This is a genomic window from Amorphus orientalis, assembly GCF_030814015.1.
GTDB lineage: Bacteria > Pseudomonadota > Alphaproteobacteria > Rhizobiales > Amorphaceae > Amorphus > Amorphus orientalis.
Map to the genome: position 1 here is coordinate 405,716 of NZ_JAUSUL010000003.1, position 12,949 is coordinate 418,664.

9 protein-coding genes are annotated in these 12,949 nt (G+C 67.9%); 4 read left to right on the plus strand and 5 right to left on the minus strand.

Going from position 1 to position 12,949, the window contains the following annotated elements:
• Positions 1-98 precede the first annotated feature (98 nt).
• Complete coding sequence (locus tag J2S73_RS16340; RefSeq protein WP_306886687.1) at positions 99-2,366, plus strand: glycosyltransferase; 2,268 nt, start codon at positions 99-101, stop codon at positions 2,364-2,366.
• 173 nt (positions 2,367-2,539) lie between these two features.
• On the plus strand, positions 2,540-3,022 hold the full coding sequence (locus tag J2S73_RS16345; protein ID WP_306886823.1) for a hypothetical protein: 483 nt from the start codon (positions 2,540-2,542) through the stop codon (positions 3,020-3,022).
• Between the two features lie 139 nt (positions 3,023-3,161).
• On the opposite strand, the gene J2S73_RS16350 is transcribed toward J2S73_RS16345, so the two are convergent.
• Positions 3,162-3,587 (minus strand): glyoxalase superfamily protein, encoded by a 426-nt coding sequence (locus tag J2S73_RS16350; protein WP_306886688.1) that lies wholly within the window; start codon positions 3,585-3,587, stop codon positions 3,162-3,164.
• Positions 3,588-4,057: 470 nt separating this feature from the next.
• Here J2S73_RS16350 and J2S73_RS16355 point away from each other — a divergent pair, with 470 nt between their 5' ends.
• Positions 4,058-4,576, plus strand: a complete 519-nt coding sequence (locus tag J2S73_RS16355) for a hypothetical protein (protein WP_306886689.1) — start codon at positions 4,058-4,060, stop codon at positions 4,574-4,576.
• 253 nt (positions 4,577-4,829) lie between these two features.
• Here the strand turns inward: J2S73_RS16355 and J2S73_RS16360 are convergent, their stop codons facing one another.
• The 4 genes from J2S73_RS16360 to J2S73_RS16375 all read right to left on the minus strand — a co-directional run bounded on the left by J2S73_RS16360 (position 4,830) and on the right by J2S73_RS16375 (position 10,860).
• Positions 4,830-6,161, minus strand: coding sequence for an aspartate aminotransferase family protein (locus J2S73_RS16360; RefSeq protein ID WP_306886690.1), 1,332 nt, complete (start codon positions 6,159-6,161; stop codon positions 4,830-4,832).
• A 286-nt stretch (positions 6,162-6,447) separates the two neighbouring features.
• Positions 6,448-6,876 (minus strand): universal stress protein, encoded by a 429-nt coding sequence (locus tag J2S73_RS16365; protein ID WP_306886691.1) that lies wholly within the window; start codon positions 6,874-6,876, stop codon positions 6,448-6,450.
• Between the two features lie 287 nt (positions 6,877-7,163).
• Entirely contained in the window at positions 7,164-9,782 is a 2,619-nt protein-coding gene (locus J2S73_RS16370; RefSeq protein WP_306886692.1) for a TRAP transporter permease, read from the minus strand.
• Between the two features lie 112 nt (positions 9,783-9,894).
• Complete coding sequence (locus tag J2S73_RS16375) at positions 9,895-10,860, minus strand: TAXI family TRAP transporter solute-binding subunit (protein WP_306886693.1); 966 nt, start codon at positions 10,858-10,860, stop codon at positions 9,895-9,897.
• A gap of 268 nt (positions 10,861-11,128) precedes the next feature.
• Between J2S73_RS16375 and J2S73_RS16380 the strand changes: the two genes are divergently transcribed.
• Positions 11,129-12,925, plus strand: a complete 1,797-nt coding sequence (locus tag J2S73_RS16380; protein ID WP_306886694.1) for an MFS transporter — start codon at positions 11,129-11,131, stop codon at positions 12,923-12,925.
• Positions 12,926-12,949 lie beyond the last annotated feature (24 nt).

The following is a 12,949-nucleotide window of genomic DNA, read 5'->3' on the forward strand; positions in this document are numbered from 1 at the left end:
GCCGGGTGCGAGGCACCCACCCCGACGCAACGCATAGTTGATTATTCCTCCGACCTCGCGCACCATGACGGGAAGCATGGGCGGGGGCGAGCGGGACAATGCGGGATCGGGAGACGCCAGTCTTCGCGCGTGATGCTGCGCACCGTCCGCGACGCACCACGGCGCCGCCGAGCCGGCCCGGCCCGCCTCTGCGCCAGCGGACCGCACCTCCCTCCGCACCGGCATTTCCGAAGCCGCCGCCGACCGGGCCCGATCCCGTCGCGCTCGGACGTGCGCTTGGCATAGAGGTCCGGCTCGGCCGCGACCTGACGCTCAGCGACGATGCGGCCCTGGCGCTTGCTCCGCTGCTGGCGAAGGGGCCCCTCGGGCTCGCCCGGATCGGGCACACCCGCGGCGGCCCCGTCGTCGCCCTGTGTGCCGAAACCGCCGTCACCATCGACCGGCAGCGTCTGGAAACGATGGCACGGCGGGCGGCCGGCCGCCTCATCCTCACCACCCGGCGCGATCTGCGGATGGCGGTCGCCCGCCGGCTCGAGAAGATGCCGCCGGCGCGGCTGCTCAGGCTGGTCATGGACCAACCGGGTCGGTCGGACGCGGGCCGCCCGTCGCGTGCCCTCCCCCTCGGCACAGCGGAGGCGGAGGCTTTCGCCCGCTGGCTCTCGCTGCCCTACGCCGCCGCCCTCACCCCTGTCCCGCCCACCATGTTCGCCCCGGTCGTAGAAGCCCTCGGCGAGCGCACAACGGAAATCCGGGCGGGCGGCGGGCGCGCGCTTGCGTTTGCGCCCGGGCCGGACGATCTGCCGGCGATCGCTGCGCGCGTCTGCGCGCGCGGCGCGCGCGCCTCCCGGATCGTCATCACCGATGGCGCAACCCTGCGCCGCGCCCGGCAGGAATCGAGCCGGATACTGCGCCCCGAGAATGCCCGATGGGACCTCGGCATCCCGCGCGCGCTCACTGCGCGCGACACCCTTTCGCGCAAGCAGCGCCTCCTTGCGCACGCGCTCGTCGCCGGGGCGCTCGCCGTCGCCGCGACCGCCCCGGCAGCGGTGCCGACCCTCCTCCAGGCGTTCGTCGCCTGCGTGCTCTTCATCCTGACCTGCGCCCGCGCCGCCGCCAGTCTCGCAGCCGCGCCGATGACCTTCGCTCCGCCCCGAACGAAGCTGTCGTCCGCGGAGTTGCCCACCTACTCCGTGCTGATCCCCCTCTACATGGAGGCGAAGTCCGCCCGCAGCCTGGTCGGAAGCCTCCGCCGGCTCGACTATCCCGCCGACAAGCTCGATGTGATCGTCCTTCTGGAGCAGGACGACCCGGCAACCCTCGACGCCTTCCTGGCCCTCGACCTGCCGGACTGGATGCGTCTCGTCGTGGTCCCGCCGGAAGGGCCGCGGACCAAGCCGAAGGCCCTCAATGTCGGTCTCGCCTACGCCCGCGGCGAACTGGTCACCATCCTCGACGCCGAAGACCGGCCGGACCCGTCCCAGCTTCGGATCGCGGCGGAGACCTTTGCCGCCGGCTCGCCGGCGCTCGCCTGCCTTCAGGCCCGGCTTGCGGTCGACCATGCCCGGGACACCTTCGTCACCCGCATGTTCGCCATCGAGTACGCCAGCCTGTTCGACGTGCTTCTGCCCTGGCTCGCCGCGCGCAAGGTGCTGTTTCCCCTCGGCGGCACGTCCAATCACTTCCGCCGGGACATCCTGGTCCGGATCGGCGGATGGGATGCCTTCAACGTCACCGAGGACGCGGATCTGGGCGTCCGGCTCGCCCGGTTCGACTACGAGATGAGCGTGATCGCCTCGACCACCTGGGAGGAGGCTCCCCTGCACATGGGCGCCTGGATGCGCCAGCGCACGCGCTGGCTCAAAGGATGGATGCAGACCTGGCTGGTGCACATGCGCGAGCCGGGCCGGTTCGCCCGCAAGCGGGTGCTGGCCAAGATGCTCGCCTTCCAGGCCCTGATCCTGGGCAGCCTGATGGCCATTCTCGCCTTCCCCATCTGCCTGGTCCTCCTGGGCGCCCACGCCGTCGGTCTGATCCCGCTCTTGCCGGAGCCGGCCTATGCGAGCCGGGCCGTGTTCGCGCTCAACGCCGCGGTCTTCGTGGGCGGCTTCACCGCGACCGCCGCCCTCTCGCTGCGGGCGATCCGGCTCCGCCGGCTGTGGCTCTCGCCGCTCGCGCTCCTCGGCCTGCCGATCTACTGGCTGATGCTGGCGGTCGCCCTCATCGCGGCCTTCGTCGATCTCTTGCGCCGCCCGCACCACTGGGCGAAGACCCACCACGGCATCGCCCGCCGGCCACGGACCCCGCACGCGTCACGCGGCCATCACGCGCAGCGGAGCCTCACCTCCGCCGATCTCACTTTCCCGTAGGAGGCCTTCGCCCGGCGCCGCCCGATGCGCATCTGAGATAAGGGCCAGGGCTGGAGCCGGTCCGCTTTTCATAGCTGCACTGAACGACACACCCCTTTGTTTTGGCGCATTTTCGAACGGCCAGCCGGTTTCCACCTGGCCTGGAAATGCTTTGGGAGGCTGACATGGCGACCATGACCAACCCCGCGCATTCGCGCACATCCCTGTTTCCGCCGCTCGTCGCGGCGACTTTCGTCACCGCCCTCATGGCCGGGATCGCCGCCGACATCGTCTGGGAGGTCTGGGCGCGCGGGATCACCCCGTTCCTGGTCGGCGGACCGCTGCAGCCGGCCGCCCTCGTCCAGGGCGTGTTCGGCTTCTCCAACTGGGCGCTCGCCGAACTGATCCACGCCGTCGTGGGCGTGGTGTTCTATCCGCTCGGCTATCTCTTCATCGCCCGGCCGATCCAGCGCGCGGTCATCCCGGCCCTGCCCTGGTGGGTGACGGCGCTCGCCTACGGCGTCGGGCTGTGGATCTTCGCCCTCTACATCATGGCCCACCTGTTCGCGAACCAGCCGCCGTTCCTGGGCTTCATCCCGCTGACCTGGGCCTCGCTCGCCGGCCATCTCCTGTTCGCGCTGACGCTGGGTGCGGTCGTGAAGGCGCGCAGGGTCTGATCCGGCGCCGAACGAGCCGGGCCGGATGTCCCGGACGATAAGATGCCCCACCCGTGGGCGGTGACGGCAGCGTCTCATCCGAGGCTGCCGTCACGGCTTTTCTCCCGCCGAGGCCGCTTCCGCTCTGAACGGATCCCGGTCAGGACGGCTCCACGACCAGCTGCGGCCTTCCATCTGACGTTTTCCGGTGGCTGCGGCCCTCCGCGTCGACCGTGCCGCGGATCCGGTGACGCCAGTTGGAAAAGCTGGCGAACGTCACCGTATCGACCGGCCGGTCGAGCCTGATCTCCACCGTCCGATGGCCGGAAGGCCCGGACAGGGCGATGATCTCGCCGCTGTAGGCCTGCCCCAGATAGGATCCGGCAACCCGGTCGCCCAGGGCGAGCTCGGGCGGCGCATTGCGCCGGGTGAGCCGGGCATGGAGCGTGTTCCAGTCCCGGGCGCCGTGCTGGCGGGCGATCAGCTCCAGGGCCCTGGCGTGGCTGACCGGGGTGCCGTCCGCCTCAAGGGCCTGACGCAGCGCCCTGGCCTGGGCCTTGACGGTGTCGAGGGAGGGCTGGGTCATCGGTCCACTCCGACTTCACGCACAGTGGAGATCGCCCACGACGCGCGCCGCGGTGCACGACCCGGGTCCCGGGCGGACAGATTGGGTTCAAGACTGTTGGAAGCCTGTCGGGCGGACATGGCTCACTCCTCCTGAGAGGCATTTCGCGTCGGGGAAGGGGGCCTGCATTACCCCACCTGCGAAATGCTTCGAGGGTGAGATGTCGTCGCGATCCGGGCTTCACCGTGACTTGCGTCCGCAGGCGGCAGGTGCCCGGCACCTTGCCGCTCCGATTAAGAGGAAAGCCGGCCGAGCGCAAGATGGTACCGGAGAGCAGGACGGAAAACCGGTTCCCACTTTTCCTGCGATTTGCTCTCTGCATCCGCGGCGCACTTGGGGCGTAGCTGACCTGCAAGAGCGGTCTCCGTCTGCCTTGGCGTTAGGACGATCAAGCGTTAGGGTTGCATGATTGGTCCTCGGGAGGCTGACTGATGCGATTACTAGGTGGGCTTGTGTTTACGGGGGCGTTGCTGATTGCAGGCGGCGCTTCGGCACAATGGGCAACTGACGTCAAGGACGATCTCTTTTCCGATGGCAAAACCGCTACCATGATTGGCTCGGCGGGTCCTAACTACGGAATTTATGTCTCCTGCTCTTCTGAGGAGGCAGATGTTTCTTTCGCTTACATTGAAAAAAGTTCCTGGGAGTCAGGACTGGAAGCTGTCCCTGCCAAGCTGGCAATTCAGGTTGATGGTGGTCAAAAGCATTTTTTGAATGGTTATTTTTACCAGCACAATAATGACTTTATCGGAGTGAAATCGGATCAATCTGAATTGATAAGAGGCATCCTCAGGGATATTCGGGACGCTCAGCGCCAGATTGTCGTTGGTGTGCGGGTAGAACTGTTCGATACCACGGCGACAGTTGATTTCTCGGTTGCCGGGTCCACTAAGGCGACCAGCAAGCTGTTCGATAGCTGCAACCTTTCGCCTGAAGGCCCGGAGAGTTAGTCGGCTCGCCCACGAGTGGGCGAGGATTGACTTATCGGCCTTCGTATCAAGAGCCGCCTTTGGGCGGCTTTTTTATTGACACTACATAAAATGAGGGCGGGCATGACCGAAACGGACACCAATGCGGAAGCTCTGCGCCTCCGTCGCAACGCCCAGGCAGAACACTGCTGGGGACTTTTCCTGCGTAGTTCTCTTCCTCCGCAATCGCGAACGGAAAACCGGTTCCCACTTTTCCTGCGATTGCTTTGTGGGATCAGCTGAGAACGGCGTCCATGGCTCGGCCGAGCTTATCGACGAGTTCGTCGGCCTGGGCCTCGGTCAGGATGAACGGTGGGGCGATCAGCACGTGGTCGCCGCGTTCGCCGTCGATGGTGCCGCCCATCGGATAGACCATCAGCCCGTCGGCCATCGCCGCCTTCTTGATCGACGGCGCGACCTTGTCGGACGGATCGAACGGCGCCTTGGTGTCCCGGTCGGCCACCAGTTCCAGACCGAGAAACATCCCGCGCCCGCGGACATCGCCCACGTTCGGATGCTGGCCGAACCGCTCCTGAAGCGCCGATTTCAGATAGGAGCCGACCCGGTTCACGTTGGCGAGCAGATCCCGGCTTTCGATCTGGTCGAGGACCGCGACGCCCGCCGCGCAGGCGGTCGGATGGCCGATATAGGTGTGGCCGTGCTGGAAGAAGCCGGAGCCCTGCTCCAGCGTCGCATAGATGTGGTCGGCGACGATGGTCGCGCCGATCGGCTGATAGCCGGCACCGAGCCCCTTGGCGATCAGGATCATGTCGGGCACCACGCCGTCCTGCTCGCAGGCGAACAGCGTGCCCGTGCGGCCCATGCCGCACATCACCTCGTCGAGGATCAGAAGCACGCCGTAGCGGTCGCAGATCTCGCGGATGCGCTTGAAGTAGCCGGCGACCGGCGGCACCGCGCCCATGGTCGCGCCCACCACCGGCTCGGCCATGAAGGCGGCGACCGTCTCCGGGCCGAGCTCCAGGATCTTTTCCTCGAGCTGGTCGGCGACGCGGCGGCCATAGTCCTCCTCGCTCTCGCCCGGCTCGCCCCAGCGCCAGTAATGGCACGGATCGATATGGTGCATGGCGTCGGTCAGGAGCGGCTCGAACTGGGCCCGGCGCCAGCGGTTGCCGCCGGCCGCGAGCGCGCCCAGCGTGTTGCCGTGATAACTCTGCCAGCGGGCGATCACGTTGGCGCGGGCCTTCTCGCCCTTCTCCCAGAAATACTGGCGGGCGAGCTTCAGGGCCGCCTCCGCCGCCTCCGACCCGCCGGAGACGAAATAGACCCGGTTCAGGCCTTCGGGCGCCTTGTCCGCGAGCCGGTCCGCCAGCGCCTCGGCCGGCTTGGAGGTGAAGAAGCCGGTGTGGGCGTAGGGCAGCGCGTCGAGCTGCGTCTTGATGGCCTCGACGACCGCCTTGTCGGAATGACCGAGACAGGAGACGGCCGCCCCGCCGCAGCCGTCGAGATAGCGCTTGCCGGTCTCGTCGATCAGGTAGCAGCCGTCACCGCCGACGGCGACGGGCATCTCGGCCTTGGTGTGACGGGGAAAGACGTGGGGAGAGGGCATGGGGGCTGGCCTGTTGATTGTCTTGTCGGCGATTGTGCGGAGATATGGATGAATGCGGTGCCGAGGGACACAAGGACGCCCTGCATATTCCGCTCATTCCCGCGCAAGCGGGAATCCATAGGGACTTTCGAGTTTTGCTCAGTCTTTGCGGAAGACGTCGTCAATTCTAAGACTGAAAAGCAGATCCGTGTGTCCGACTCCGTGCCTGCTCTTTCTGCCGTATGGATTCCCGCTTGCGCGGGAATGAGCGGAGTAAAACGCGACGTCAGTGCCCGAACGGCACATCCTAATCCCTGACCACCATCACCGACTGGGGCGCGTGGCGGACGACGCGGGCGGCGTTGGGGCCGAGCAGATAGTCCTTCAGCTCCGGCCGATGGGCGCCGACGACGATGAGGTCGGCCGACAGCGCCTTCGCCGCATGCAGGATCTCCTCGTAGATGGAGCCGTGGGCGACGTGGCCGGTGGCATCGAGGGACGGATCGAGCTCGGCGTCCATGAACGCCGCGAGATCGGTCTTGACCTTCTCCAGCGCCTTTTCCTCGAAATCCTGCGGAAAGAAGCCACCCACCACCGACATGCCGAAATTCGGCACCACGGCGAGTACGTGGAGTTCGGAGCCGAAGGTCTTCGCAAGGGCCGCCGCCGTCGCCAGCGCCTTCTTTCCCGTGGTTGGGTCGTTCAGATCGACCGGCAGCAGGATTGTCTTGTACATACCGCCCTCCTCCGGGCCCCCGGGTCAGGACCCCCTGTCCGTTGCCTCGCACACGCCCCTCACCCCGGCGACCGCCCGGGCCCGGGGCAAGACGCGCGGACGCCGGTCGCGGCGCCCTGGATTCCGGCTTTCGCCGGAATGAGCGGAGCAAGGAGCCACCGCTTCGTCCCTACTTTTCAACCGTCGCAATTCCGGACGGAAAACCGGTTCCCACTTTTCCTGGAATTGCTCTCTTTTCTCACCGCAATTCCGGACGGAAAACCGGTTCCCACTTTTCCTGGAATTGCTCAGAACGCCGGCACGGTCTGGCGGCGGCGCTGGGACCACAGCACCACGAGCAGCACCAGGAAGGCCGGAATGTAGAAGATCTCCTTCGGCATCCGCTCCGCCGCCACGCCGACGCTTTCGATCACCACCGGCTCGTCGGCGTAGAAGTCCAGCTCCTGGGCCAGCCGGAAATGCGGCGTTCCGGGGAACGGTTCGTCCAGCGTGACCTGATCACCGTCCTCGAAAAGGGTCAGCCCTTCCCGGTCGAGCCGCTCCGCGCCGGGGCCCGGCTCGCCGAGCGGGACCATGAACGTCTTGGTCACCCGCTCGTCGGGGTTGGTGAAGTCGGTGCCCTCGATGGTCATGCGCAGCTGCGCGCCGGCCGGCAGCGAGCCGGCGACCTCCGTCGCCTGGGTGCCGGGCGACAGGTCGTAGGGCGCCTGCACCTGATCGAGCCAGAAGCCCGGCCTGAAGAGGGTGAAGGACACCAGCAGCACCGCCACGACCTCCCACCAGCGCATGGGCGCAAGCAGATAGCGTTGCGTGGCCGCCGCAAACAGCAGCATGGCGATCACCGCGACGATGAAGACGACGATCGCCTCGAACGGCCCGACATCGATCAGAAGCAGCTGCGTGTTGAACAGGAACATGAACGGCAGGAGGGCGGTACGAATGTCGTAGGTGAAGCCCTGGATACCGGTCTTGATCGGGTCGCCGCCGGAAATGGCGGCGGCGGCGAAGGCCGCGAGGCCCACCGGCGGCGTGTCGTCGGCGAGGATGCCGAAATAGAACACGAACAGATGGACCGCCACGAGCGGGACGATCAGGCCCTGCTGGGCGCCGAGCGTCACGATCACCGGCGCCATCAGCGAGGAGACCACGATGTAGTTCGCCGTGGTCGGCAGCCCCATGCCGAGGATGAGGCTCATGATGGCGACCAGCACCAGCATGACCATGAGCTGGCCACCGGACACATATTCCACGAACTCGCCGATGACCTGATGCGCGCCGGTGAGCGAGATCGTGCCGACGATCACGCCAGCCGCACCCGTTGCGACCGCAATCGCGATCATGTTGCGGGAGCCGGCGATCATACCGGCCATCCATTCCTGGACGCCGCGGGCGGCCTCGAAGCCGAAATTGCCGGTTCCCCGGAACAGCGCCTTCAACGGGTGCTGTGTGAGGGCGATGAAGATCATCGCCACCGTGGCGTAGAAGGCGGAGGTCGCCGGCGACAGCCGCTCGATCATGATGCACCAGATCAGGATCACGATCGGCAGCAGGAAATAGAGACCGGTGACCGCGACCGCGCCCGGCCGGGGCAGTTCCTCGATCGGGGCGTTCGGATCGTCGACCTTGAGGTCCGGCCGCTGGGACGCGACCCACAGCAGAACGACGTAGGCGACCAGGAAGATCAGCGACGCGGCCCACAGCCCCATCCCGGGGAAGGCTTCGCGCACCCAGCCGAGGCCGTAATAGACGAGGCCGGCGAGCACGGCGAGGCCGAGGAAGCCGGTGAGGAAGCCGATCAGCCGGCCCATCAGCCGCATGTGGGCCGGCGGCCGTTTCATGCCGGCGAGGCCCAGCTTCAGGGCTTCCAGATGAACGATGTAGACCAGCGCGATGTAGGAAATCAGCGCCGGCAGGAGCGCGTTCTTGATCAGTTCGGTATAGGGCGTGCCGGTGAATTCGGAGATCAGGAACGCGGCCGCGCCCATCACCGGCGGCGTGAGCTGGCCGTTGGTCGACGAGGCGACCTCGACGGCGCCGGCCTTTTCCGGCGGGAAGCCGGTCTTCTTCATCAGCGGGATGGTGAAGGTGCCAGTGGTGACCGTGTTGGCGATGGAGGAGCCGGAGTAAAGGCCGCTCATGGCCGAGGCGACCACGGCGGCCTTGGCCGGTCCGCCGCGCAGATGGCCGAGCAGCGCGAAGGCGATCTTGATGAAGAAGTTGCCGGCGCCGGCCTTCTCCAGGATCGCACCGAACATGACGAACAGGAAGATCATGGTGGCGGACACGCCGAGGGCGACGCCGAACACGCCCTCGGTCTGCATCCAGTAGTGCCACATGGCCTTGCCGTAGGACGCGCCCTTCCACTGGAGCGTGCCGGGGATCCAGTCGGCGGAGCCGAAGAAGACGTAGAGCACGAAGATCGAGGCGACGATCAGGAGCGGCAGCCCGAGCGAGCGGAACACGGCCACGCCGAGCATGATCATGCCGATGGTCGACATGATCAGGTCCCAGTCGGTGGGCAGGCCGGCGCGGTCGGCGATCTGGTCCTTGAAGACGAACAGATAGAGACAGGAGGCGGCGCCGAGGGCGGCCAGGATCCAGTCGTACCAGGGGATCGAGTGGCGCGAGGCGGACTTGAACAGCGGATAGGCGAACGCGGCCAGGACCAGCGCGAACGCCAGATGCACGATCCGGATCTCGGTGTTGTTGAGAACCAGCGGGAGATCGAGCGCCTGGGCGAAGATGAAGGGCAGGGGCGAGGCGACGTAGAGCTGGAACAGGGCCCAGATGAAGGCGATCCCGGGGATCAGCCAGCGCTGCCAGCCAACCGGGGACCGGGCCCCGGTGTCCGTTGCCGCAACCAGGGACTCCGCGTCGACGCGGTGCGCCGTCTGCTCAGCCGTCATCGCCACGTGCCTCGTCGGTTCCGGTTGTCGGGAAGGTCAGGTCATCCGTTGTCAGGCGGGTCGTGCGGCATCCGGGCGCGGCTTCTGGGCCGCGCCCGGAGCCGGGGCGGACTTACATCCAGCCGCGTTCCTCGTAGTACTTCTTGGCACCGTCATGCAGCGGCGCCGACAGACCGTCCTTGATCATCTGCTCTTCCTGCAGATTGGCGAAGGCCGGATGCAGCTGCTTGAACTGGTCGAAGTTGTCGAAGACCGACTTCACCACGACGTAGACGACATCGTCCGACACGTCGGCTGAGGTGATGAAGGTGGCGCCCACGCCGAAGGTCGTGGTGTCCTGATCGTTGCCCTTGTACATGCCGCCCGGGATGGTCGCGACGCGGTAGTAGGGGTTCTCCTCGACCAGCTTGTCGATCGGCTCGCCGGCGACGTCCACGAGCTTCACGTCGCAGGAGTTGACGGCTTCCTGGATGGCGGCGGCCGGATGGCCGACGGTGTAGATCATCGCGTCGATGTTGCCGTCGCAGAGCGCCTGGGCCATTTCGGAGCCCTTGAGCTCGGTGGCGAGCGCGAAGTCGTCCATCGACATGCCGTAGGCGTCCATCACGACTTCCATCGTCGCCCGCTGGCCGGAGCCCGGGTTGCCGACGTTGACGCGCTTGCCCTTGAGGCCTTCGAAGGAGTCGATGCCGCTGTCACCGCGCACCAGCAGGGTGAACGGCTCCGGATGCACGGAGAACACCGCCCGCTCCTTCTCGAACGGCCCCTGGTCCTCGAACTGGGAGGTGCCGTTATAGGCGTGGTACTGCCAGTCGGACTGGGCGACGCCGAACTCCAGCTCGCCCGAGCGGACGTTGTTGATGTTGTAGACCGACCCGCCGGTGGACTCCGCCGAGCAGCGAATGCCGTGATCCTTGCGGTCGCGGTTCACGAGACGGCAGATCGCGCCGCCGGTCGGATAGTAGACACCGGTCACGCCGCCGGTTCCGATGGAAATGAACTGCTGATCCTGCGCAAAGACGCTTCCGGTCGTCGCCAGCAACGCCGTTGCGGCCAAGGCCGCGATGGTGCGTTTCATCGAGAGGCTCCCTATGGAAAAACGGTTTCGGGTCAAATGGGACCTGAGGAAATTCCCTCCGGCCGGAAGCCTTATTCGAGCTATCCTTGGTGCAGGTGTCAATGCGCGACGACCGTTCCGTGCATGGGAAAGGTAAACTTCTCGCCAGTAGTCTGGGCTCCGCCGAGGGCCACGGCCGGGGAATTCGCGCCCCGGCCGGACCGGCCGGCACCAGAGCCGGCGGAAGGACCGAGCAGATGACCCGACGGAAGGATTGGCCCGACCCGGCATGACGATCGGCCCCCTCCTCATCCGAACGCTGGTGCCGGCCGACGCCGAGGCGCAGCCCTGCCCGCCCGCACGCAAGCCGTGGGTGATTGCCACGGCGGCGCTCGCCGCGGCGACAGCGCTGATCGACCTGCCCGTGGTCACGATGGCGCTCGGCGGACTGCGGGCGGAATTCGGCGCCTCCTTCGCGATGGCCCAGTGGCTGCTGCTCCTGGCCGGGCTCGCCACCGCCGCGCTGATCCTGCCCAGCCGGCGGCTCGGAACCCTGCACGGGCACTGGCACGTGCTGGGCGCGGGCCTGCTCGTCTCCGCACTCGGCGGCTGCATCGCCGGCCTGTCCCCGCGGCTCGACCTCCTGTTTTTCGGGCGCCTGACCCAGGGGGTGGCCGCCGCGGTCGTTCTGCCGGCGTCGGCCGCGCTGATCGCCGTCAACTTCGCACCGGGCGAGCGGCCGGGCGCGTTCCGGACATGGACCCTGACCTCCGGCATCGGCGCCGTGCTGGCCACGCTCGCCGCCGGCGCGGCGATCCTCGCCTTCGGCTGGCGGGCGGCGTTCCTCCTGCCGGCGGCCCTGTCGCTGGCGACGTGGGCGCTGCTGCGCCTGCGCGTCCCGATCGACTTCCCCGACCTCGTTCAGAAGCCGCTCGATCTGGCCGGCGCGGCGATCCTGTTCGCCTCCGGCGGCCTGATCCTGGTCGCCATCACGCTGGCCGGCATCGGCTTCGGACTGCCCGTGGTGGCGATGCTGGCAGGATCGGGACTGGTCGGGCTGTGCCTGTTCGGCTTCTGGGAAACCGGCCCGGCCGCCGAGCCCATGCTGGCGCTGTCGCGGCTGCGGTCACCCGGATTCGGCCTCGCCACCGGTGCGGCGGCGCTGGCGGAAATCGGAGCGGCCGGCACCGTCTTCCTGCTTCCGATCGCGCTCATGGAGGGAAGCGGACGGTCGGCGCTCGCGGCCGCGCTGGGCCTCGGCTGCTATCTGGCCGGACAGGGCGCGAGCGGGGTCCTGGCCGGCCGGCTGCAGCGCCGGATGGCTCCGCCGCTTGCCGCAGCACTCGGTTCCGGCCTCGGCGCGGCAGCGCTGGTTCTGCTGGCGCTATCGGTGCTGGCCGACCTGTTCTGGCTGGGCGTCCTGCCCGCCACGCTGCTTCTCGGCCTGACGGCGGGCGCAGCGTCCACGATCCTGCTTGCCGAAGCCCGGCGCCACGGGCGAGCATCCACCACCGGCGACATGCAGACGGTGGCGATCCGTTTCGCCATCCTGATCGCGATCGCCGCCAGCGGAACCATCGCCGCGCTCGCCTACCGGGACCTGATCGGGACGCTCGCGCCGGCGCTTTCCGCCTCGCCAGCCGGCGCCGATTTTGCCGCGCCCTCCGCCGAGGCCGCCGGCTTCCTGTCCCAACGGATGACGGGGGTCCGGCTCGCCTTCGTGCGGGCCGCGACCGTGGGGGCCTTCGTCACCGGCATCGCCGGCCTCGGCGCCCTGGTCCTGTCGCGGGCCGGGCCCGCGCCACCGGCCCCGGCCGCCCCGAAACGCAACCGGCACGGACCGCGCACCCGGCGCCCAGCGCCGTGGCAGGAGCGCCCCGCGTCTCCGGCACCCGAGGCGACGCCCGCAAAGCCGAAGCGCGGCGCACGGCGGGTCGAACCGCCGTCGTCCGAACCGTCCCGCCGGGTCGGCGCGGAGAAGCCCCGGAGCGAAGAGCCCCCGCCGGTCCCGCCGCGCCGGGGCGCTCGCCGGATTGCGCCGCCGAAGCTGCATCAGCCGTCAGGACCCCGGCCGCCGCGCCGCTGAGGCGCGGCAACGGTCCATCGACGC